Consider the following 21,423-nt stretch of genomic DNA (forward strand, 5'->3'; position numbering starts at 1 on the left):
TTGCCTTTTCATTTACCCTTGTAATTCTTTTTTAATGTTCTCAGTTAATGTAGCCATACGTTTGCGACTTTCTTCACGCTCACGTTTGTTTTGCTCTTCAATTTGTTGTGTTTCTTGCATACCTCTTGAAATAATGTTCCAAGTTTCCTCAAGTGTTTCCATCTTAATACTAGAAGAACCGGATAATCTCGCTACTTCCACACTTTGCGTTGCGATATTTTGTGCATTTTTCTTAAGTAATTCATTTGTACGGCGATCCAGTTCAGCCATGGAATCTGCAACAAGCTTTTGACGCTTCGCATTTACCGCTTGAATGATACCATTTTTAAAGATAGGAATCGTCGTAATAAATGCTGTATTGATTTTACCAATTAATTTATTATTACCACGTTGAATCATTCGAATTTGTGGTGCTGTCAGTAACGCAACCATACGCGCTTTTTCTAAATCATCAATACGTTGTTCTAAAATTTCAACAGAGTTTTTAAGCGACTCTAATTCAATACCTGCTAATTGATCATTATTACGTACACGCTCTTCATACATCGGAACTAACTCTGTATTTAAACGCTCTAATAACATTTCTCCTGCTACTACGTATTTTTCTAAGTCTAAATAATATTTTAAGTTTTGCTCATATAAACCATCTAACGTACCAATTGATTTTTTCATTTCATCTTGATACTTCGTAATTTCCACATACACTTTATCAATTTCACGGCCCATCGTTTGATACTTGCTAAAGATTTGTTCAATCATTTTATCCGCTTTTTTGAACATACGTGAGAAGAAACCACTTTTCTCTTCCGCAAAGTCTTTGCTATCGAATCGGTCCATAATTTTACCAAGCTGTTTTAATAATTCACCAGAATCTTCTATCTTTGATAATGACATCGTATGTAAAATTTGATCAGCAAAACGTGAAATTTCCATAGAAGGTTCTTTTCCAAGTTCAATTAATTCTAATTGATCTTTAATATCTACCGCATTATAAATACGTTGTACATCCGCATCTTGTCTAAGTTGCAAGCGAACATCTTGTGCTGTTTGCTCATTTAATTCTGTTTTCGAATCTAGTACGACTGGGTTATTCATATGGTATTCTCCCTTTCCTTATAAAAATGGACGAAATAGTCCTTTTATTGTTTGTGATAAATTTTTATAGGCTGATGAACCATGAAACTCAAGATCGAAATTAACCTCTTCAAGCCAATGTGAATCAAATGCCCCAGCTTCAATATACGGTTCAATATCGTTTCTTCCCGTTGGATTGAAATGGAATACATCTACTCCAATTTGATTTAAAAATAGTAATAAAACAGCATCAGAACGAGTTAACTCTCCACTCTTCTCATTATTAAATATAACAATTTTCGGTACATCTTGTGAATAATCAAATTTCTCAAGCTGTTCTAAAATATTCGGTGGTATTTGAGAAAGTTGCGCGAAAACATATAGCGCTACATCTTGTTTCGTCTCTTTTGCAATTGGTTTACACATTTCACTTTCACACGTATGGATAATCGCTTCTGCAATACCATGTTGTAATCCTTCTGGCAATCGTTTATGCGGCCACCAATGACTGTTCATAATTAAATCTGGATGCAATTTCCCTCCGCGGTCTAATGCATCTCGATAATGGTATTGGAAATTTGCTTTTTGTTCTTTCGTAAACGGAAATGTATTAATTAATAAACTGTTATCAAATGATGTAACAGCCTTTAATCGCTGAAAATACTCTTTATCATTCTTTGAAACACCTGATATTTTCGCAAATAGGGATGGAATATAAATGTGTTTATTTTCAACAAAGAATGTCGGGCGTACAAACGCCTTTTCTTTCGTAATTAAAAATAGTTCATCGTATGTTGTTTTTAATGTACGTGCTACAGGTGTATATGAACGGAATTGCCACGGCTTGTATAATAGTGAATTATCGTGGTGAAGTACTTGTTCAATTTCTTTTGAAGCTTGATATGCCACTGTTGCAACACGCTCGCGGCGGCGATCTGGAAATGGCTCAAGAGAAATGCGACTTGGATGAGACACAATAAAACTTCTTCCTTCCTCATCAACATTCTCAAATCCATCTTTTCCTTCTGGGTGATAATAAAGTACATCGCAGCCGAGCATAATAAGAAAGTATAAGAAATATATACGGCTTTCCTGTGCATCACCGTACCAAACGATACGTGGCATTTGTTTCTTATAGTTAATAGTAGAGAACCACTTCGCTACGTAATTTTCGCTTAATTTAATCATGTCGATTAAGAAACGACGGAAGCCTTCTGTCTTTAGAGATTGATTATGTTGTTTCTCATATAATTTCAATACAGAAATAAATGTTGTATGTATATAATGCTGTAAATCCGGATTGTCTACTTTCGGTAAAAGTTGTTTCCCAGATAAGTGTGCCACTAGCCTATTTACTGTTAGACCATTTGGTGCTTCTTGATGTAATCCGAACACCTCTTGAATGTGACGAAGCTTTTCTGAATCAATCACTTTATTTAAATTTTGTTCGTGTAAAACTTCAATTCCTTTCGCTTCACTATAATCAAATAATTCATTGAAATATTCATCTACATCATTAGGAACGCCAAGGATTCGACATGCTATATAACTAAATTTCATCTCATTCTCTGTCAGCTCATATTGTGGACGTTTTTCTAAAAGCGTTTCAAATTGCTTTAAATCTGATTCATCTTTTAATGCATATGGTTGAAGTGTAAAACGTGAAAACACAACAGTTCACCTCCAAAAACATTTACTTTTTCTAAGTCTTTCTTCTATTATAAACTATTTTTGGTTATAAAAAATGGGCGCTCGCAAAACGAGCAAACCCATTTCAATTATTTATTGTCTTCTTTAGTAGCAGCAACTTCTTCTTTAGCTTGTCCAGAATTCTTCACGTAGTGAAGTACAAATGTTGCTCCAAATGCTACAACTAAAATAACGAAGAACAATGTATGGCTTATTTCAATATGAATAACAGACAATAGCATTTTTGTTGCAATAATTAAGATTAAAATATATGCTGTCGTTTCAAGTTCTGGGATACGCTCTAACAACTTTAAGAATACACCAGCGATACCACGCATCATTAAAATACCGAGCATTCCGCCTAACAATAGAATCCAAACTTCATTTGATACACCAAATGCAGCAAGTACACTATCTACAGAGAACGCGATATCCATTAATTCGACCATCGCAACCGTTCCCCAGAAGACACCAAACATTCTGAAGAGAATACTGTTTTGGTTCATACCATGAGCTTCCTCTTCTTCTGCATTACCTTTTCTTTTATCAATAAAGTATTTAATTGAAAGCCAAGCTAAGTAAAGTGCACCTAACACTTTTACCCATGCTAATTTAATTAAGAACATTCCAATTCCAATCGCAATAAAGCGGAATAAATACGCTCCAATAAGTCCATAGAATAAAGCCTTTTTACGCTTCTCTTCTGGAAGGTGTTTTACCATTACCGCTAACACAAGTGCGTTATCAGCAGATAGTAATCCTTCAAGTACAACAAGTGTACCTATTAATCCCCACGATACTGGATCTTGCAACACTTTAATCCACATGTCCAAGTCGAAAAACTGAGCATACGTATCAAGGATTCCTTGCAAAATACTCATCTTACCTATATCCCCTATTCTTTGCTAGATTTATAGAAAGGTCAAAAAAAGGAAACGAATATCGTTTCCTTTCTATGCATCCAAGCCATACGCTCTTACAAGCGCACCTAAACCACCTTGGAATCCACTTCCTACTGCATTAAACTTCCACTGTCCATTATGACGATATAATTCACAAAAGACAACTGCTGTTTCGATAGAGAAATCTTCCCCTAAATCGAAGCGAAGAACTTCTTCATTCGTTTCTTCGTTTGCTAAACGAACGAAAGCATTTCCTACTTGTCCAAAGTTTTGACTACGACCTTCCGCATCATAAATCGTAACTGTAATAGCAATTTTGTGCACATCTGCTGGAACTTTCTTCAAATCTACAACAAGTTGCTCATCGTCGCCTTCACCTTCACCCGTTCGGTTATCACCTGTATGTAAAACTGATCCACAAGGAGACTGTAAATTATTATAGAAAATAAAATCAGTTTCCTTCGTACATTTTCCGTTCATATCTAATAAAAAGGCAGATGCATCTAAATCGAAATCAGCTCCACCATCATAAGACTTAATATCCCACCCAAGACCAATTACTGCTTTTGTTAAGCCAGGGCTTGTTTTACCTAAATCGATTTTCTGTCCTTTTTGTAACTGAATAGCCATTTATATTCACCTCTATATTTTTATCTAAAAAAATATATCCATCAGTAAACATGCATTTCATCGATGGATATATTAATCTATTACTCTACATCTAAACCAAAGTTATTGCATAGAGACGCTAATCCACCTTGGAATCCACTTCCGATTGCATTGAACTTCCAATCACCTGCATGGCGGTATAATTCGCCTACTACAACAGCTGTTTCAATGGAGAAATCTTCTCCTAAATCGTAACGAATTAACTCTGCATTCTTTTCTTCATCTACAATACGTACGAATGAGTTAGAAACTTGACCAAAGTTTTGGCTACGGCCTTCTCCATCGTAAATTGTGATTGTGAAACAAATACGTTCGATATGTGCAGGTACATTTTTCAAATCTACTTTAATCGCTTCGTCATCGCCTTCGCCTTCACCCGTTCTGTTATCTCCTAAATGCTCTACAGCACCATTCGCGCCTTTTGGGTTATTGTAGAAAACGAAATCCTCTGCGCCTGAAACTTTACCGTTCGCACCTACTAAAAAGATACTAACATCTAAATCAAAATCAGCTTGTCCATCATAACGGTTCGTATCCCAGCCAAGCCCTACAAGTACTTTTGATAAACCTGGATTTGTTTTTGTTAAATCTACCTTTTGTCCCTTTTTTAAAGAAATAGATGCCATTTTAAATTCCTCCTTAGTTTATCCTATTGATAACGTGATACAATCTCACTTAAGTTTTTATCTTGTGTGCCTTCTCCAACTGCTGAAAACTTCCACTCATTTTCGTATCGATACATTTCTCCTGCAATTAAAGTTGTTTTACTAGCATAGTTTTCTGATAAATTATAACGTGCTAATTCCTCACCTGTATGAGGATTTTGAATACGAATGTAAGCATTACGAATCATACCAAAGTCTTGACGTCTGTTTACACAATCATAAATATTTACAACGAATACTAAACGGTTAATACGACTTGGGACTTTATGCAATTCTACAAAGATTGTTTCATCGTCACCTTCGCCTTCACCTGTTAAATTATCTCCTGAATGAATAATACTACCACAAGTAGAAAGTTTGTTTCCGAAGTATACTAAATCGTTTTTATTAACAAAACGATCTCCTTCTAACATAACAACAGATGCATCACAATCTACATTTGGTTTACTTCCAAATAATGAAGACAGAAACCCACCTGATTGCCCAATTGGATCCCAGCCTAAGCCAACCTGTAGTTTTGCTACTTTTGGTTGTCCTTTCGTTAAATCGATCTTTTGACCTTTTTCTAAAATAATAGGCATGCAGTTTCTTCCTTTCTACAAAGCATTTTCCAAGACGGAAAATATTGTATTCTTCCCTTATATTGTAGCATTATTTACCTAGTGATAAAAAGGATAAATTCTCAGTTATATGAAAACATTCATATAATTTACTTATGATGATGTAAGAAGTGGTAAATAGCACCAACCATTCCTGCACAATTACCGTTTTGCGCAAGTTCAATCTCACAATTACTATAAATCTCTTTATTTAAGTATTTACTGACCTCTTCTTTTACTTCTTTTAAAAACTCATTTCCCCTATCAGTAATTCCTCCACCTATAACAATCACTTCTGGATTAAAAATATAAGCAAGGTTACTAATTCCAATCGCTAAATGTTTAAAGAAAACCTCAACTGCTTGGGTAACTTCCCTATCACCTTTATCATACAGTTCGAAAATCTTTTTTCCATTCCAATCACTTTCATCTTTATATTTTCGCACAAGACGAATTAACCCTGAAATGGAAGCGATCTCTTCAAACGGCTTTCCTTCTATTAACATATTTCCCCATTCGCCAGCACTAAACAAATGCCCTCTATATAACTCTCCATCTATAAAAATTGCTCCTCCAATACCAGTTCCAAGGGTGAGCATAATAAAGTTTTCTTTCTCTCTTGCACTACCATTCCACTTTTCTCCGAACGCTGCACAATTCACATCATTATCAATGGATACAGGAACTTTTAATACCTCTTGCAATCTATTAATAATAGGAATCGTACTATAACCTGGAATATGATCCGCACCTCCCGTCACAATCCCTTTATTAACGTCAACAATTCCCGCAGTACTAATGCCAATTCCCGAAATCGTATGTTTACCCATTAAATTTTTTGATAAAAGAATGAGTTTTTGAATGATTTGTTCCCCGCCCAAATGAATTTCTGTTGGAACTGTTTTATGCTTTAGTACTGTTCCTGTTTCTGAAACAATTCCATATTTAATTTGTGTACCACCAATATCAAATGCAATATACTCTTTCATCTGCTGTCACTTCCTCTACTGGAATGGGTGTGAAATTCCCACCACTCTACTATTATAAAGAATTTACACTCACTCTTTTCTCTCTTTAGAAATATACCACCTTTTTCTATATATAGTTTTTTTTGCATAAAACTCTTTTTCCTATGAAATATTACAAAGAGATGTATTTTAGATGGAATATTAATGTTTCAGGAGGAAATCAATGACGAAAATTTTTATTTTAGCATCAACTCTTTCTTTATCTTTTTTTAGTGGTTTAAACATTGGTAATGCAGCAACAGAAAACTTCTCTCCAGTAACAAATGCGCTTGTACAAAATAACGATCATTTCGCAGAAGGTAACTCAAAAGATAATAATAAACCACCAGGAAACGGTGGTTCTCAGGACGATAGTGGTTCTGGTGACAATGGCTCTGGCGGCAACGGCTCTGGCGGCAATGGCTCTAGCGGCAACGACTCTAGCGGCAACGGCTCTGGCGGCAACGGCTCTGGCGGCAACGGCTCTGGCGGCAACGGCTCTGGCGGCAACGGCTCTGGCGGCAACGGCTCTGGCGGCAACGGCTCTGGCGGCAATGGTTCTGGTGGCAACGGTTCTGATGGCAGTGGCGGCAATGGCTCTGGCGGCAGTGGTTCTGACGGTAACGGTTCTGGTGGCAACGGTTCTGATGGCAGTGGCGGCAATGGCTCTGGCGGCAGTGGTTCTGACGGTAACGGTTCTGGTAGCAACGGTTCTGATGGCAGTGGCGGCAATGGCTCTGGCGGCAGTGGTTCTGACGGTAACGGTTCTGGTGGCAGCGACTCTGGTGGCAGCGGCTCTAGCGGCAACGGTTCTGATGGCAGCGGCTCTGGCGGCAACGGTTCTGGCGGCAGTGGTTCTGGCGGCAGTGGTTCTGACGGTAACGGTTCTGGTGGCAGCGGCTCTGGCGGCAGTGGTTCTGACGGTAACGGTTCTGGTGGCAGCGGCTCTGGCGGCAATCGTGGTAAAGGCGATAGCAGTTCTCAAGGGGGAAATGACTCTCATGGAGGTAACCGTGGTAAAGGCGATAGCAGTTCTCAAGGAGGAAATGGCTCTCAAGGTGGTAACGTAAAAGATAACGCGAAAAAACAAGGCGATAAGTTACCGAATACTGCAACACATTATCCTGCATCTATTTTAATGGGACTTTCAACATTCCTAATTGGTATGTTACTATTCATTCGCCGTAAAAACGCAAAATAAAAACATATCCTTCCATCTTAAAAATACATGAAACAAATTGTAAAACTAAAAAGGACTTTGGATTGCATTTTATTATGCAGCCCAAAGTCCTTTTCATCCTTCCTATCCAAAAGAGCATTAATACGCTTTTCCCCAATACACCATTTGTTTAGCTTCTTTACCACAACAAATACATTCATCAGTTATATGTTCTTGTTCAAAAGGCATACAGCGAGAAGATACTCCGACTTCTTCTTTTAATTTCTCTTCACAGGCTAGTTCCCCGCACCACATCGCCTTAATAAATCCTTGCTTTTCATCAGCTACTTTTTTCATCTCTTCAAACTTCGTCACACTATACGTATTTTCATCACGAAATACTTTTGCTTTATTAAATAAAGAGTTATGAATTTCCTCAAGTAGTGCTGGAATGCGTTCTTCTAATTGATCCATTGCTATAAACTCTTTTTCTTTCGTATCTCTTCTTACGAGTACAACTTGATTCTTTTCAATATCTTTCGGACCAACTTCTAATCGAATTGGAATTCCCTTCATTTCATACTCATTAAATTTCCAACCAGGTGTTTTATTGCTAGCATCTATTTTTACTCGTGCAACCTTTTGAATATGTTCTTGTAACTCTGTTGCTTTCGCTAAAACGCCTTCTTTATGCTGAGCAATCGGTACAATAACAACTTGCACTGGTGCGACTTTAGGAGGCATTACAAGCCCATTATTATCACTATGAACCATAATCAGTCCACCTATCATTCTTGTTGATACGCCCCAAGATGTTTGGTGTACATATTGCCACTTACCGTTACGATCTAAAAATTTAATATCAAATGCTTCAGAGAAATTCGTTCCAAAGTTATGGGATGTTCCTGTTTGAAGTGCTTTCCCATCATGCATTAAGCTTTCAATCGTATAAGTCGCCTTTGCGCCCGCAAATTTTTCTTTTTCTGTTTTTTGTCCTTTAATTACTGGTATCGCTAAGTAGTCTTCACAGAAAGAAGCATATAGATTTAAAATATTTAATGTTTCAGCTTGAGATTCTTCTGCTGTTTCATGAATTGTATGACCCTCTTGCCATAAGAATTCCGTTGTACGAAGAAATGGCCTCGTGGTCTTTTCCCAACGAACTACTGAACACCACTGATTATATAACTTTGGCAAATCATTATAGGATTGCACAATTTTTGAAAAATGCTCACAGAATAAAGTTTCGGATGTAGGGCGTATACAAAGTCTTTCTGCTAACTTTTCATCCCCACCATGTGTCACCCATGCTACTTCAGGAGCAAATCCTTCTACATGATCCTTCTCTTTTTGTAATAAGCTCTCTGGGATAAACATTGGCATATACACATTTTCATGACCAGTTGCTTTTAACTTCTCATCCATCACTTTCTGCATATTTTCCCATAAGGCATAGCCGTACGGGCGTAGAATCATACATCCTTTTACACTTGAATAATCAACAAGTTCTGCTTTTTTTACAATATCTGTGTACCACTGTGCAAAGTCCTCTTCCATCTTCGTAATCGCTTGTACTTGTTCTTTTGCCATAGTCAGTCTTCCTCCTTCTAGAAAATACAAAAAAGCCCGCGCCCCTAAATAGGGACCGAGCTTTGCCGGCGTTACCACCCTGATTCATGCACAAAAATTGCGCATGCTCTCTTTTTGATAACGGGAAATTCCCGCTGCATATGCAGAACGCAAAGGTAGGTTCCATATCGCCTTTTTAAGAATCTTTCAGCCTGACGGATTCTCTCTCTGCTAAAAAGGTTGAACATGTACTAGTCCTTTTTCATCGTTATAACGAAGTAAATTTGTTGAATATCATAATATAAATTTCACCCTAAAACAAGAGTGAATTTTCTTATTTTTTATATATTCTTTTCATTTTTTACAGTTTTATACGTAGCTTTTTCTCGTAATTTTCACAAGTTGATGTGCAATCATACCGATAAGTGTACCAAGTAGGACGAAGAAACCAATAAATCCATATCCCATTCCTTCCCATCCACCAATAACCATCATTGTAACGGGAAAGGATGCTAAGCAAAGAAGTATTAAACTAAGTGCAAATATAATATCAAACTGCTTGTCTGGAAACCTTTTCTTTAGTAAATACGAAATAGCAAATACAAGAATAATCGTAATTCCGCCAATGATGTAAAAGATACTAAATCCATCTAGCAGATCCACAGTATTCCCTCCTTTCATTCATTCCCTTATACTTAATTATATGTTTAACTTTTCTGAAAATAAATAATAAATTTTATTTAAAAACACATTTTTATTACTAGGTATTAATAGTAATATATAGTAATAGGTTTTATATAATTAGGAGGATTACTTTATGGATAAAGCATTAACGAATCGTGTCATCATTTTATCATTCGACTGTTTATCAGCTTTAGATTTTCCTATACTACAAAAATCACCTCACTTCCAATCTCTAATCAAAAAGGGTACGGTTGTCGAAAAAGTAGAGCCCATCTATCCTTCTGTAACCTATCCAAGTCACTCAACAATCGTAACTGGTAATTATCCTAATAAACATGGTGTTGTTAGCAATACGTTACTTCAACCTGGACGTGAATCACCCGATTGGCATTGGTACCGAAAATCAATACAAGGAACAACATTATATGATGAAGCACATAAAGCAAATTTAACGACAGCTGCTCTTCTATGGCCTGTTACCGGCAGAGCAAATATTGATTACAATTTACCAGAAATCTTTCCAAATAGACCGTGGCAAAATCAAGTTTTAGTTTCATTATTTAGCGGTAGCCCGCTATACCAATTAGATTTAAATGGTCGTTTCGGTCATATACGAAATGGACTGTCACAACCTGAACTTGATGATTTCGTACTTGCTTCTGCTGTGCATACAATCCAGACAAAAAAGCCTAATGTCATGTTTGTACATTTCACCGATTTAGACACCCAAAGACACTATCACGGCTTTGAATCCAAAGAAACAATAGCCGCAATTCATAGACATGATGAGCGACTAGGGAAAATTATTCAAGCTTTAAAAGACAGTGGACTATACGAAGAGAGCACCATTATCGCTCTTGGTGATCATAGCGCTTTAAGTGAAAACAAAGCCATTCAATTAAATGTACTATTTCATCAAAAAGGGCTTATCTCTATAAATTCAAAAGGCAAATTAGTAGACTGGAATGCTTATTGCCAAAGTTGCGATGGATCCGCCTATGTATATGTGAAAGACAAAAACGATACCGATACAATTCGAGAAGTACAACTACTCCTTGAAGAACTGCTTCAAAATAAACAAAACGGTATTGAATTTATACTTCATGATGAAGATGCGAAGGAATGCGGTGCAGATGGTAACTGTTTATTTATGTTGGAAGCACGAGAAGGGTATTATTTCACTGAAAACTATACAGGAGATTTTATAAAAGAAATTACTGAAAAAGATGTTACGCCTAGTAAAAAATATACATTTGGTACGCATGGATACTCTCCAGCAAAACCTAACTATGAAACAATTTTTATAGCTGCCGGGAAAGGGATAAAAAGCGGCACTACCATACCGTATATGAGACTTATTGATGAAGGCCCAACTATCGCTAGACTACTCGGTTTACACTTAGGTGAAACAGACGGATCAATTGTAGAGGATTTACTCCAATTGTAAAGAACTGTGTATATATGTAAAAGTTATGTAAAATTCATCATTGTTTCTCTTTTTATAATTTTTATTTTTGTACACTGTTAGTAGAACAAATTTGAGGGGGAACATTATATGAAAAAAATGTCCAGACAAGAAAAAAGCTGGATATTATACGATTGGGCGAACTCCGTATATTCGCTCGTCATTACAACCGCATTATTCCCAATTTACTTTAAAGCAGCTGCAAAGGAAGCTGGGTTATCTGGTGCAACTTCAACAGCATATTGGGGATATGCAAACTCGTTCGCAACACTTTTAATTTCTATACTTGCTCCTATTCTCGGCACAGTTGCTGATTATAAAGGATTTAAAAAACGATTTTTCACATTCTTCTTTGGACTCGGTATCGTCTTTACAAGTATGCTAGCAGTCGTCCCAACATCTCAGTGGTACTTATTACTAGGATGCTATATGCTCGCATTAGTCGGTTTTGCTGGAGCAAATATTTTTTATGATGCATTTTTAGTAGATGTCACTTCTGAAGATAGAATGGATCGAATTTCTACGAGAGGTTTCGCTTTAGGCTATATTGGGAGTACTATTCCATTTATCGGTTGTATCGCTCTTATCATTCTTGCTCAAAAAGGAACTATCCCTTTATCAGTTGGCATTGCTAGTCAAATTTCATTTGCAATCACAGCTCTTTGGTGGGGATTATTTACAATTCCAATGCTAAAAAACGTAGAACAAACGCACTATATTGAACGTCACCCAAGACCAATTACAATGAGCTTCAAACGCCTTGCTGATACTTTTAAAAATATTAAAGAATATAAAACGGTCTTTATGTTCTTAATTGCTTACTTTTTCTATATTGATGGGGTCGATACAATTATTACTATGTCCACCGCTTACGGAACAGACCTCGGTATTAGTGCAACAAATCTATTAATCATATTATTCGTCACACAAATTGTAGCTTGTCCATTCGCTTTATTGTACGGAAAACTATCGGAGACATTTACCGGTAAAAAAATGCTATATGTCGGTATTATTATTTATATCATTATCTGCACATATGCTTATTTCTTAAAAACGACACTCGATTTCTGGATTTTAGCAATGTTAGTTGCCACTTCTCAGGGCGGGATTCAAGCACTTAGTCGTTCCTATTTTGCAAAACTAGTACCTAAAGAATCGGCAAATGAATTCTTCGGATTTTATAATATATTTGGCAAGTTTGCCGCGATTATGGGTCCAGTATTAGTCGGTGTTACAACGCAATTAACGGGAAAAACAAACGCCGGTGTCCTTAGTATTATTGTGTTGTTTATTATCGGTGGATTTTTATTAACTAAGGTCCCTGAAAATAATACATCCGTTACACCACCTAGTCCAAAAACTAAAATGCTATAAGAAGAAGATCCTCTTCATGCAAGAAGAGGATCTTTTTTATCTATAACGTCTTACAATTAAAAACTCAACAGCTGGCTTTACAACTATCGCAGCACATAACGCAAACAAAAGCGGTATGTTATGAAAATCAATCCATCTATTAAACCCTACCGATGCGAAAAACAAGCCAAAAATTAATACAACGAGTACATAATATGTAACATTGGCACTTGTTTTTAATACATGTTTTTCTAAATCCTCTTTCTCCTCAGTATCCCCTTCAACGCTATGTGATGCCAAACTTTTAAATAGATAATGTAACGCGATGCTACAAATAAATAGTGCATACCAGTTTACTTGAAGTTCAGTTAACCAATAGTAAAGTGCAAACACTAACGTACCTATAGCCACTAATACAGTAACGAAAAGGCTTATTTTCTCTTTCCCCAACAACTACTCCCCCTACTGCTTGTACAAAAATAGTTTATCAACAGTTGTTCCTAATACTTCCGCTAAACGAAAAGCTAATGCTAAGCTTGGATCATATTTATTATTCTCAATTGCATTTATCGTCTGTCTTGAAACTTTACACTTATCAGCTAATGCACCTTGTGAAATATTATTCTCAGTGCGTAATTCATAAATTTGATTTTTCACATCTTTTCTCCTAACATGTAAAATCGTTTTTACAACATTAGTATATAGTCGGTACATTTCATTGTCAAAAGACTGTCACAAGAAAAGGGAGCTATTCAGCTCCCTTACAATGGTTATTTCGAGGCTAATGAATTTGTTAGTTCCTCTTTATTAGCGACATCCCCTTTATTTATTTGCATGCGTAGAACTGGCCCTATCGCAAATAAAATAAGTGCCATCGCTATACAAAATACAGTAACTAATGAGGTCATCTCCTTTAATCCTCCAGCTATTGAAGTTCCGATTAACATTGCCCCCATAAACAGTGGTAAAATTGTTCCATTTACTCTTCCAATCATATTTTCTGGTACAAGTTGAATCATAAGCGTACCGACAACGATATTAACACAAGCTAGACAAATACCTGTTCCAAATCTCATGAAACTAGTAATCCAAAATGATGTAGATAGCCCTTCTACTAAAAACGATATCGCTAATATGCCCATACCGAATACGAACATCTTTTTCGGGTTCACTTTTGAAGTGAAAATCGCAGCAACAATACCACCAATTAACATACCTATTCCATCAGCTGCAGCTAAATATTGAACTGCTTCCTTTTCCATTCCAAGGCGTTCTATTACAAGAAACACCTCTAACGGATTCGTTAGTCCAACAGCTAAGCCCATAATGGTGAAAGTGATTGTAATCATACGTAAATTTTTCGTATGAAGAACGTATTTCCAACCCTCTTTTATATCATTTTTTAATGAATCTCTTGCCACTTGCTCTTGTTCAACCCATTTCGGTAAAAATGAAAGAGCGATAGCAGATAACAAAAATAAAATGATTAAACTATATAGCGACGTAAATAAACCAAGTTGTGTATACACAAGCGATCCTACCACTGGTCCAAAGATCAGAAATAATGACTGTAATGTTTGGTTAAATGCAATCGCATTTGCTATCTGTTCTTCTTTCACGTAGCGCTTAAATATACGCGAAGATGATGGCTGAGAGAACTGACCTACAATTGCGGAAATGAGTGTTGCAAAAAATATAGCCTGCCAATAATCCAGTTTTAACAACAGGACAATTCCTATAATAGACATTACACTTAATACATCTCCAGCGACCATTGTTCTTTTCGGATTCCAGCGATCAGCTAGCGCACCACCGATAAACGAGAAAATAAAAATAGGTGCATATTCCATAACCGATAACAATGAAACGGAAACTGGATCATTATTCGTTCGCTCCATTATGAAATACAAAAGAGCCATATTTCTAATCCAAATTGCAAATTGTTGTAAAATATCAGATGCCATAACGAGCATAAATGCTCGGTTTTTAAATAAAGTGTTCATTTTCATTCCCCTTTCATAAACCGACCGTTCGGTCTAATTTATTTTATAGAAAAGCAACTGACTTATTATTCAGCTGCCATTCCTTTTAACAATACATCTATTGCCTTTTTATAAATACGTTTCAACTCTTTATAATCTAACTCGTAGTAAAGTACTCCAAGCCCTGATAATAATCCATTCACAATATACATAAGATCGCGCGTATTATCTTCACGAAACTCTCCAGACTGTATGCCTGCTTCAATTAGTTTCTCAAACATAACATATGATTCTCTAGTTAAAGCTAATAGTTCATCCAAAATCTCTTTACTTACAACTTGGCTCATAGAGAATTCCTCTATTGCATTTGAAATTGGTTGCTGTATGTCCGCTACATGATATTCCGCGAGACCATATAATTTTTCAGTATTCGTACTATACGACTTCTCTTTTTCATTCCATTTTTCAAGCCAATCATACGTATGCTGTTTTACTACAAATAAAAATAATTCTTCTTTACTTTTAAAGTGATAATAAATACTTCCTTTACTTCGCTCTGTAATTTCACAAATCTCTTCCATAGATGTAGCTGCGTAGCCCTTCTGTGAAAACAGACTTTCTGCTTTATATGCAATTTCTTTCTTTATCTCTTCTGCACTTCTTCTCATATTCACACCTCTTTAAACCGACCGTTCAGTCTAATAATAACAAATTAAAAACCTCTATTACAAGAGGCTATATTTCTTATTTAAGAAAACGTACTCTCAAACCACGTTCGAATCATGTGTATTGTTCCAATTTTAAATCCTAATTTAACAAGAAATATGCCTCCCGCAGCTACTAAAAATAACATTACTTTCCCCTTGTTTTTCACTTTCGGTTCTCTTTCCATTTCCATTCCCCTTAGTATATTAAAAATATTTAATCAAACGTTTGTTTAACTGTTTTTATGCATATGTAAACCAACTAATCAAACGTTTGTTTAAAAAGAAATACGCCCCTTATAGGGCGTATTCTCATCAATCACCGCCACCTCCGCCACCATCGCAGCTGCCTCCGCTATCTCCACCGAAAGATCCTCCACAATCATGTGAACCTCCATGCGAGCTATCATTATCAGATCCCGCAAAGAAAAATAATGGTGATGAGTTGTTAGATGAGTTATGAATGTTATTTTGTTTTGTAAGATTTACCTTCTTTTTGTTTGATCGAACTGCTGTTAAGATTGTTCCAACTACAACAAATAATAGTATGAAAATAATAAATTCCATATAAAAGCCTCCCTTATTCCTCGAATAATTGAATGGTTCTCTCTAGATTTTCAAGCGAAATGAAGCGTGATTCACGAAGAATTTCTTTTCCATTATAAAATAATAAAACTGTTGGACCTGTAAATACAGCATATCGCCCCGCAATCTCTTGCATGTCTTGTAACAATATCTCTATTTTCTCTACGTAATTATAATTCTCTAATACGTAATTTACTTTCCTTAACATAACATCACAAACACCACAATTTTCTGTTTTAATAAACAGAAGTACTAATTGTTGTTCTTCAATATATGTCGCTAATTCTTCTATCGTTTTAAATGTATTCATCTTATCCCTCTTAGCGTAATTTACGAAATACTTTATCTTGATACATACGAAAAGCTGAACTATCTTTAATCTTTCTCTTTTCCATTACCTGCTGAAAACGAAGCGTTTTTGCTGTTAACTCTTCTTGTAACTTTATTCTCTCTACTTCATCATAACAGCACGCAATTAAGTCTTCTATTTTTAATATATCTTTTTGTAGTTCCATTTCTGGTGGAATCATGCCCGCGTTTTTTAAAATTTTATAACTCATTCTAAGTTCTGGAGGTACCATTGAAAGGTCTTCTAATTGTAGTGGTTTTCCTTTTCCCGGAATATGATCAAGGTCTCCATTCCGTATTGCTTGTCGAATCTTTTCTTCGGCAATATTCAAAAACACATCCACAATACTCCCCCCCTTACATATTTTTACTATTATTTTACATGAAATTTCATTATCTTGCTACGCTATTACAAATTGACCTCATACAATTTTTTCTCAAATTTAACTCCAAGAAGCCCTTTCCTCCCTAATCGATATTTTATTTTCATGTGTAATCTGTATTAGAGCCATTTCATATTGAGAAAGTCTTTTCGAATTCAATAAAGCGTTTACACCAAATCTTACATTTGCTACGATTTAATCAGCTTCAGCTCCTTGTATAGACTTCGTGATGTCTGATCATTTTTGTCTAGATTCATTTTGATTTATTGGCGCATGCCTTTAAATATATCTTTTACTTTGAAAGGAGAAATGACTATGAAATCAAAAAAATTCACACTGCTATTACTATCCCTACTACTCTTCTTACCTCTTTTTCTCACAAACTTTATTACTCCAAATTTCGCATTAGCAGAGTCACCAAAGCAAGGTCAAAAAGTTGTTGGGTATTTTCCTTCGTGGGGCATTTACGGACGTAATTATCAAGTTGCAGACATTGATGCATCAAAACTAACTCATTTAAACTACGCTTTCGCTGATATTTGCTGGAATGGAAAACATGGAAACCCTTCTACTCACCCCGATAATCCAAATAAACAAACGTGGAACTGTAAAGAATCTGGTGTACCACTGCAAAATAAAGAAGTCCCTAATGGTACTCTCGTACTCGGTGAACCATGGGCCGATGTCACAAAATCTTATCCTGGCTCAGGTACAACTTGGGAAGATTGTGATAAATACGCACGCTGCGGAAATTTCGGCGAACTGAAACGATTAAAAGCTAAGTATCCTCACTTAAAAACAATTATTTCTGTTGGTGGCTGGACTTGGTCTAACCGCTTTTCTGACATGGCCGCTGATGAAAAAACAAGAAAAGTATTCGCTGAATCTACAGTCGATTTCCTACGCGAATATGGATTTGACGGCGTTGATTTAGATTGGGAATATCCGGGCGTAGAAACGATTCCTGGTGGTAGTTATCGTCCTGAAGATAAGCAAAACTTCACTCTACTCCTTCAAGAAGTTCGAAATGCATTAACAAAAGCTGGTGCAGAAGATGGCAAACAATATTTACTAACAATCGCATCAGGTGCAAGCCAACGTTATGCTGATCATACAGAGCTAAAGAAAATCTCTCAAATACTGGATTGGATTAATATTATGACATATGATTTCCACGGTGGATGGGAAGCTACTTCTAACCATAATGCAGCTCTATACAAAGATCCAAATGACCCAGCAGCGGATACGAAATTTTACGTAGATGGTGCGATAGACATTTATACAAATGAAGGGGTTCCAGCAGATAAACTCGTATTAGGTGTACCTTTTTACGGACGTGGATGGAAAAGTTGCGGAAAAGAAAATAACGGCCAATACCAACCTTGTAAGCCAGGTAGTGATGGAAAACTCGCTTCTAAAGGTACTTGGGATGATTATTCTACCGGTGATACAGGTGTATACGATTATGGTGATTTAGCGGCTAATTATGTTAATAAAAATGGTTTTGTTCGCGGATGGAACGATGCAGCGAAAGTACCTTATTTATATAATGCTACTACAGGTATGTTTATTAGCTATGATGACAACGAATCTATGAAATATAAAACAGACTATATAAAGACAAAAGGTTTAAGTGGCGCAATGTTTTGGGAACTCAGCGGAGATTGCCGTACAAGTCCAAAATATAGTTGTAGTGGACCTAAATTACTTGATACGTTAGTAAAAGAATTACTAGGTGGACCTATTAGTCAAAAAGATACTGAGTCACCAACAAACGTAAAAAATATTGCTGTTACAAATAAAAATTCAAACTCAGTTCAATTAAACTGGACTGCATCTACTGATAACGTAGGAGTTACGGAATATGAAATTACTGCTGGGGAAGAGAAATGGAGTACAACAACAAATAGCATTATAATTAAAAACTTAAAATCTAATACAGAATACAAATTTTCAATAATAGCAAAAGATGCCGCTGGGAATAAATCACAGCCCACTTCTATTATTGTAAAAACAGACGATGCTAGCACAACACCTCCTGGTGGAAATAACAATGCTACCTTTTCAGTCACTTCAAATTGGGGAAGTGGTTACAACTTCTCGATTGTAATTAAAAATAGTGGAACGACCCCTATTAAAAGCTGGAAATTAGAATTTGATTATAACGGCAATTTAACACAAGTTTGGGATTCTAAAATTAGTAGTAAAATAAATAATCATTACGTAATTACGAATGCAGGATGGAATGGTGAAATTCCTCCTGGTGGATCGATTACAATCGGAGGAGCAGGAACAGGCACTCCTGCTGAACTTACAAATGCATCCATTAGTGAAAACTAAACGTAACTTCCACTAATTATTTCACTAAAGTTTGAATTTAGGTTTGATTCCTCTCTCCTAAATTCAAACTTTTAATTTTATGAAAAATCACAAATAAACATTATAATAACCTATTATAATCATATTTAGTTTCCAATATGAAGTTCGCGTGAAGTTCATCTGAATTTTACATGAATTTCCTTTAAGCTCTATTGTCTTCCTATACTAATCACATTATCCTTTACATATAGGAATTATTTTCATTCCATTTCAAACTATCTATATATATAAAGAAAGATAGTCGCCTATTAGGGAAAGGCATCTAGTATTATTATAAATATAAACATAACAAAAGAAAAAGCACGCTTATAAGCGCACCATAAGAGTGCTTCTTCATACAATTCTCATGTAAAAGTTCTCGAAAATCATGTTAATCACAAAGAAAAGGCATTAGCTTATACAAGCTAATGCCTTTTCTTTATTCATATTGTTCAGCGTTCCATTCTTCTATATTCCATACTTTTGTTATCCATCCTTCATAAAAAGCAGGTTCATGTGAGACAAGTAAAACTGTTCCTGTATATTGTTGTAACGCTTCCTGCAAAGACTTCTTTGTTTCTATATCTAAATGATTAGTTGGTTCATCTAAAATTAAAACATTACTTTTCGTTACGATAAGTTCGCATAAACGTACTTTCGTTTGTTCTCCGCCGCTTAATAAACGAATAGGTTTTAATACGTGTTCTTCTTTTAATCCACACTTTGCTAACGCTTGGCGTACTTCTTTCATTGTCATATCTGGTCGCTCTGCCCAAATTTTCTCTAACGGTGTTGTTTCTAAAGCAAACTCTTCCTGTGCAAAATAAGCAGGATTTACTCGTTCTCCAACAGAAATGGAACCACTTAGCGGCTTTATTTGACCTAATAAAGTTTTTAACATCGTCGTTTTTCCAATTCCATTATGACCAACAATCGCTATCTTTTCTCCTTTTTTCACTTGTAAATTCAGCTCTGGAAATAACGGATCACTATAACCTATCCTTAGTTTCTTAGCTTGCAATATACGACTCACCGGCTCCTCATAAACATTGAAATCAAAACGGGATCGAGGTACAGGATGAATCTTTTCAATCCTTTGCATTTTCTCCAATACTTTCTCTCGACTTTTAGCCTGTTTCGCTTTACGAATTTTATTTTTTTGAATAAATGTTTCTAACTGAGAGATTTCTTTTTGTTGTTTCACATACGCCGATTGCAATTGTTTCTTTTGCACTTGATAACTTTGTACAAACTTTTCATAGTTTCCTACGTATCGCTTCACTTTCCCTCCTTCTAGATGAAAAATAACATTTGTAATACTGTTCAAAAATAATTCGTCATGCGAAATGATTACATAAGCTTTTTCATATAGTCTCAAATACGATTGCAACCATTCTATATGGGCTGTGTCTAAATAATTTGTTGGCTCATCTAGTAATAAAACATCAGCTTTTTCTAAAAGAAGCTTCCCAAGTAATAACTTTGTTCGCTGTCCCCCACTTAACTTCGATACATCCTTTTTCAAACCTATTTCAAATAAACCTAAACCGATTGCTACTTCTTCAACTTCTGTATGAATGTGATAGAAATTAGAGCTTTCCAATATAGTTTGTAATTCTCCATACTTTACTAACAGTTTTTCTACTTCTCCTGCTCCATTCATTTCTTCAGCAATTTTTAACATTTCGCATTCAATCACATACAAATCAGCAAATGCACTTTGCAAGTATCCCTCAATTGTAATTCCTTCTTGTAAATCTATATGCTGCTGTAAAAAACCTACCTTCACATGAGGAAACCATTCAATATTCCCCTCATCATGTATAAGTTCTCCTGTTAAAATCTTTAACAATGTTGATTTTCCAATTCCATTTTGCCCTACTAACCCAACATGTTCGCCCTTCAATAATCGAAAACATGCATTATATAAAATGGTCTTCTCACCATACGAATGACTTACATTTTCTACCGTTAATATACTCATTTTTTTCTCTCCTCTACTTATAGTCCATAAGCTAAATAGAGAGAGCAACAGTATAAAGCCTTATTTAATTGTGCATATAAAAAATGGGTAAGGTGAATACACCTTACCCATTCAGGCTGTGGAGAAAGTCTTTTCCACAGCCTGTTTTTGTGTCTGAACCTCTTTTTATGTGTCAACACTGATAAAAAAGAGGAAAAGGAGAGATTTCTTATGATGGGTGCTTTAAAAAATCATCGTGACGAGC

The 21,423-nt window shown here is 35.8% G+C and carries 22 protein-coding genes and 1 other annotated feature; of the genes, 4 read left to right on the forward strand and 18 right to left on the reverse strand.

Going from position 1 to position 21,423, the window contains the following annotated elements; genetic code table 11:
- Positions 1-12: 12 nt before the first annotated feature.
- The 7 genes from ACTFRN_RS24610 to ACTFRN_RS24640 form a co-directional block, all read right to left on the reverse strand.
- The gene (locus tag ACTFRN_RS24610) at positions 13-1,095 is read right to left on the reverse strand and encodes a toxic anion resistance protein (RefSeq protein ID WP_001064413.1); all 1,083 of its coding nucleotides are present in this window, start codon (positions 1,093-1,095) and stop codon (positions 13-15) included.
- An 18-nt stretch (positions 1,096-1,113) separates the two neighbouring features.
- Positions 1,114-2,745, reverse strand: a complete 1,632-nt coding sequence (locus ACTFRN_RS24615; RefSeq protein ID WP_014893340.1) for a YceG family protein — start codon at positions 2,743-2,745, stop codon at positions 1,114-1,116.
- Positions 2,746-2,852: 107 nt separating this feature from the next.
- Positions 2,853-3,644, reverse strand: coding sequence for a TerC family protein (locus ACTFRN_RS24620; RefSeq protein WP_000025691.1), 792 nt, complete (start codon positions 3,642-3,644; stop codon positions 2,853-2,855).
- 72 nt (positions 3,645-3,716) lie between these two features.
- Positions 3,717-4,295, reverse strand: a complete 579-nt coding sequence (locus ACTFRN_RS24625; protein WP_001007530.1) for a TerD family protein — start codon at positions 4,293-4,295, stop codon at positions 3,717-3,719.
- Positions 4,296-4,375: 80 nt separating this feature from the next.
- Positions 4,376-4,960: a TerD family protein gene (locus tag ACTFRN_RS24630; RefSeq protein WP_000146721.1), complete on the reverse strand. Its 585-nt coding sequence runs from the start codon at positions 4,958-4,960 to the stop codon at positions 4,376-4,378.
- Positions 4,961-4,983: 23 nt separating this feature from the next.
- Positions 4,984-5,580 carry a TerD family protein gene (locus ACTFRN_RS24635; RefSeq protein WP_001121593.1) on the reverse strand — a complete coding sequence of 199 codons (597 nt, stop codon included), beginning with the start codon at positions 5,578-5,580 and terminating at the stop codon, positions 4,984-4,986.
- Between the two features lie 128 nt (positions 5,581-5,708).
- Positions 5,709-6,587: an ROK family protein gene (locus ACTFRN_RS24640; protein ID WP_000666136.1), complete on the reverse strand. Its 879-nt coding sequence runs from the start codon at positions 6,585-6,587 to the stop codon at positions 5,709-5,711.
- Positions 6,588-6,789: 202 nt separating this feature from the next.
- Between ACTFRN_RS24640 and ACTFRN_RS24645 the strand changes: the two genes are divergently transcribed.
- Complete coding sequence (locus ACTFRN_RS24645) at positions 6,790-7,806, forward strand: LPXTG cell wall anchor domain-containing protein (protein ID WP_438907694.1); 1,017 nt, start codon at positions 6,790-6,792, stop codon at positions 7,804-7,806.
- Between the two features lie 117 nt (positions 7,807-7,923).
- Here the strand turns inward: ACTFRN_RS24645 and proS are convergent, their stop codons facing one another.
- A complete protein-coding gene (gene proS, locus ACTFRN_RS24650) occupies positions 7,924-9,354 on the reverse strand; it encodes a proline--tRNA ligase (protein WP_001040949.1) in 1,431 nt (476 codons plus the stop codon).
- Between the two features lie 47 nt (positions 9,355-9,401).
- Positions 9,402-9,608, reverse strand: a binding site (T-box leader).
- A 94-nt stretch (positions 9,609-9,702) separates the two neighbouring features.
- A complete protein-coding gene (locus ACTFRN_RS24655) occupies positions 9,703-9,996 on the reverse strand; it encodes a YesK-like family protein (protein WP_000364817.1) in 294 nt (97 codons plus the stop codon).
- Between the two features lie 154 nt (positions 9,997-10,150).
- Between ACTFRN_RS24655 and ACTFRN_RS24660 the strand changes: the two genes are divergently transcribed.
- Positions 10,151-11,464, forward strand: coding sequence for an alkaline phosphatase family protein (locus tag ACTFRN_RS24660; RefSeq protein WP_088106327.1), 1,314 nt, complete (start codon positions 10,151-10,153; stop codon positions 11,462-11,464).
- A 108-nt stretch (positions 11,465-11,572) separates the two neighbouring features.
- A complete protein-coding gene (locus ACTFRN_RS24665) occupies positions 11,573-12,856 on the forward strand; it encodes an MFS transporter (protein ID WP_000738823.1) in 1,284 nt (427 codons plus the stop codon).
- 36 nt (positions 12,857-12,892) lie between these two features.
- Here the strand turns inward: ACTFRN_RS24665 and ACTFRN_RS24670 are convergent, their stop codons facing one another.
- From ACTFRN_RS24670 to ACTFRN_RS24705, 8 genes are all read right to left on the reverse strand, one after another.
- Positions 12,893-13,285 (reverse strand): hypothetical protein, encoded by a 393-nt coding sequence (locus ACTFRN_RS24670; RefSeq protein WP_014893342.1) that lies wholly within the window; start codon positions 13,283-13,285, stop codon positions 12,893-12,895.
- 12 nt (positions 13,286-13,297) lie between these two features.
- Complete coding sequence (locus tag ACTFRN_RS24675; RefSeq protein WP_001974760.1) at positions 13,298-13,549, reverse strand: helix-turn-helix transcriptional regulator; 252 nt, start codon at positions 13,547-13,549, stop codon at positions 13,298-13,300.
- A gap of 56 nt (positions 13,550-13,605) precedes the next feature.
- Positions 13,606-14,838: an MFS transporter gene (locus tag ACTFRN_RS24680; RefSeq protein WP_001093905.1), complete on the reverse strand. Its 1,233-nt coding sequence runs from the start codon at positions 14,836-14,838 to the stop codon at positions 13,606-13,608.
- Positions 14,839-14,903: 65 nt separating this feature from the next.
- A complete protein-coding gene (locus ACTFRN_RS24685; protein WP_088106326.1) occupies positions 14,904-15,485 on the reverse strand; it encodes a TetR/AcrR family transcriptional regulator in 582 nt (193 codons plus the stop codon).
- Between the two features lie 80 nt (positions 15,486-15,565).
- Complete coding sequence (locus ACTFRN_RS24690) at positions 15,566-15,709, reverse strand: hypothetical protein (RefSeq protein WP_014893343.1); 144 nt, start codon at positions 15,707-15,709, stop codon at positions 15,566-15,568.
- Positions 15,710-15,836: 127 nt separating this feature from the next.
- Positions 15,837-16,088, reverse strand: coding sequence for a hypothetical protein (locus ACTFRN_RS24695; protein ID WP_000394354.1), 252 nt, complete (start codon positions 16,086-16,088; stop codon positions 15,837-15,839).
- 13 nt (positions 16,089-16,101) lie between these two features.
- The gene (locus ACTFRN_RS24700; RefSeq protein ID WP_001091337.1) at positions 16,102-16,416 is read right to left on the reverse strand and encodes a thioredoxin family protein; all 315 of its coding nucleotides are present in this window, start codon (positions 16,414-16,416) and stop codon (positions 16,102-16,104) included.
- A 10-nt stretch (positions 16,417-16,426) separates the two neighbouring features.
- The gene (locus ACTFRN_RS24705) at positions 16,427-16,798 is read right to left on the reverse strand and encodes a J-domain-containing protein (RefSeq protein ID WP_000382358.1); all 372 of its coding nucleotides are present in this window, start codon (positions 16,796-16,798) and stop codon (positions 16,427-16,429) included.
- A gap of 354 nt (positions 16,799-17,152) precedes the next feature.
- On the opposite strand from ACTFRN_RS24705, the gene ACTFRN_RS24710 reads away from it, so the two are divergent.
- On the forward strand, positions 17,153-19,177 hold the full coding sequence (locus ACTFRN_RS24710; protein ID WP_000837164.1) for a glycosyl hydrolase family 18 protein: 2,025 nt from the start codon (positions 17,153-17,155) through the stop codon (positions 19,175-19,177).
- Positions 19,178-19,634: 457 nt separating this feature from the next.
- On the opposite strand, the gene ACTFRN_RS24715 is transcribed toward ACTFRN_RS24710, so the two are convergent.
- Complete coding sequence (locus ACTFRN_RS24715) at positions 19,635-21,179, reverse strand: ABC-F family ATP-binding cassette domain-containing protein (protein WP_074615470.1); 1,545 nt, start codon at positions 21,177-21,179, stop codon at positions 19,635-19,637.
- Positions 21,180-21,423: the final 244 nt, after the last annotated feature.

This window comes from Bacillus cereus group sp. MYBK245-2, assembly GCF_051916145.1.
GTDB classification, from domain to species: Bacteria; Bacillota; Bacilli; order Bacillales; family Bacillaceae_G; genus Bacillus_A; species Bacillus_A pacificus.

Bases quoted from the DNA above. Each gene is read 5' to 3' on its own strand.
- ACTFRN_RS24700 (WP_001091337.1), bottom strand. From the start codon at position 16,416: ATGAATACATTTAAAACGATAGAAGAATTAGCGACATATATTGAAGAA.
- ACTFRN_RS24690 (WP_014893343.1), bottom strand. From the start codon at position 15,709: ATGGAAAGAGAACCGAAAGTGAAAAACAAGGGGAAAGTAATGTTATTT.
- proS (WP_001040949.1), bottom strand. From the start codon at position 9,354: ATGGCAAAAGAACAAGTACAAGCGATTACGAAGATGGAAGAGGACTTT.
- ACTFRN_RS24610 (WP_001064413.1), bottom strand. From the start codon at position 1,095: ATGAATAACCCAGTCGTACTAGATTCGAAAACAGAATTAAATGAGCAA.
- ACTFRN_RS24710 (WP_000837164.1), top strand. From the start codon at position 17,153: ATGAAATCAAAAAAATTCACACTGCTATTACTATCCCTACTACTCTTC.
- ACTFRN_RS24685 (WP_088106326.1), bottom strand. From the start codon at position 15,485: ATGAGAAGAAGTGCAGAAGAGATAAAGAAAGAAATTGCATATAAAGCA.
- ACTFRN_RS24620 (WP_000025691.1), bottom strand. From the start codon at position 3,644: ATGAGTATTTTGCAAGGAATCCTTGATACGTATGCTCAGTTTTTCGAC.
- ACTFRN_RS24715 (WP_074615470.1), bottom strand. From the start codon at position 21,179: ATGAGTATATTAACGGTAGAAAATGTAAGTCATTCGTATGGTGAGAAG.
- ACTFRN_RS24635 (WP_001121593.1), bottom strand. From the start codon at position 5,580: ATGCCTATTATTTTAGAAAAAGGTCAAAAGATCGATTTAACGAAAGGA.
- ACTFRN_RS24665 (WP_000738823.1), top strand. From the start codon at position 11,573: ATGAAAAAAATGTCCAGACAAGAAAAAAGCTGGATATTATACGATTGG.
- ACTFRN_RS24680 (WP_001093905.1), bottom strand. From the start codon at position 14,838: ATGAACACTTTATTTAAAAACCGAGCATTTATGCTCGTTATGGCATCT.
- ACTFRN_RS24645 (WP_438907694.1), top strand. From the start codon at position 6,790: ATGACGAAAATTTTTATTTTAGCATCAACTCTTTCTTTATCTTTTTTT.
- ACTFRN_RS24630 (WP_000146721.1), bottom strand. From the start codon at position 4,960: ATGGCATCTATTTCTTTAAAAAAGGGACAAAAGGTAGATTTAACAAAA.
- ACTFRN_RS24625 (WP_001007530.1), bottom strand. From the start codon at position 4,295: ATGGCTATTCAGTTACAAAAAGGACAGAAAATCGATTTAGGTAAAACA.
- ACTFRN_RS24640 (WP_000666136.1), bottom strand. From the start codon at position 6,587: ATGAAAGAGTATATTGCATTTGATATTGGTGGTACACAAATTAAATAT.
- ACTFRN_RS24660 (WP_088106327.1), top strand. From the start codon at position 10,151: ATGGATAAAGCATTAACGAATCGTGTCATCATTTTATCATTCGACTGT.
- ACTFRN_RS24695 (WP_000394354.1), bottom strand. From the start codon at position 16,088: ATGGAATTTATTATTTTCATACTATTATTTGTTGTAGTTGGAACAATC.
- ACTFRN_RS24675 (WP_001974760.1), bottom strand. From the start codon at position 13,549: ATGTACCGACTATATACTAATGTTGTAAAAACGATTTTACATGTTAGG.